Annotated in this window: 1 protein-coding gene; it reads left to right on the forward strand. The window is 64.2% G+C overall.

Annotated elements, in window-relative coordinates; translation table 11 throughout:
* Nucleotides 1-458: FAD-dependent monooxygenase (locus tag RM844_RS32635; protein ID WP_311671056.1), on the forward strand; the 458-nt coding region annotated here is incomplete at both ends.

Genomic DNA, 458 nt, shown 5'->3' on the forward strand with positions numbered 1-458 from the left:
CGTCATCGGTGCCGACGGCCTGCACTCCAACGTGCGCAGCCTGGTTTTCGGCCCCGAGGAACACTACGAGCACTACCTGGGCTGCAAGGTGGCCGCGTGCATCGTTGACGGCTACACCGGGGGCGATTCCGGCGCGTACCTCACCTACAGCATCCCGGGCCGGCAGGTCGGGCAGTTCACGTTGCGCAACAACCGAACCATGTTCCTGTTCGTGTTCCGTGATGAGCACGACGACCACGGCATGACGCCAAAAGAGCAGTTACACAATCAGTTCGACGACGCCGGCTGGGAATGCCGACGGATTCTGACCGCACTGGACGGCGTCGATGATCTCTTCTTCGACGTGGTCAGCCAGATCCGGATGGACCGCTGGTCAGACGGCCGGGTGCTGCTGATCGGTGATGCCGCAGGCTGCATCTCGCTGCTCGGCGGCGAGGGCACCGGGCTCGCGATCACCG

Source organism: Streptomyces chisholmiae (assembly GCF_031845445.1).
GTDB classification, from domain to species: Bacteria; Actinomycetota; Actinomycetes; order Streptomycetales; family Streptomycetaceae; genus Streptomyces; species Streptomyces chisholmiae.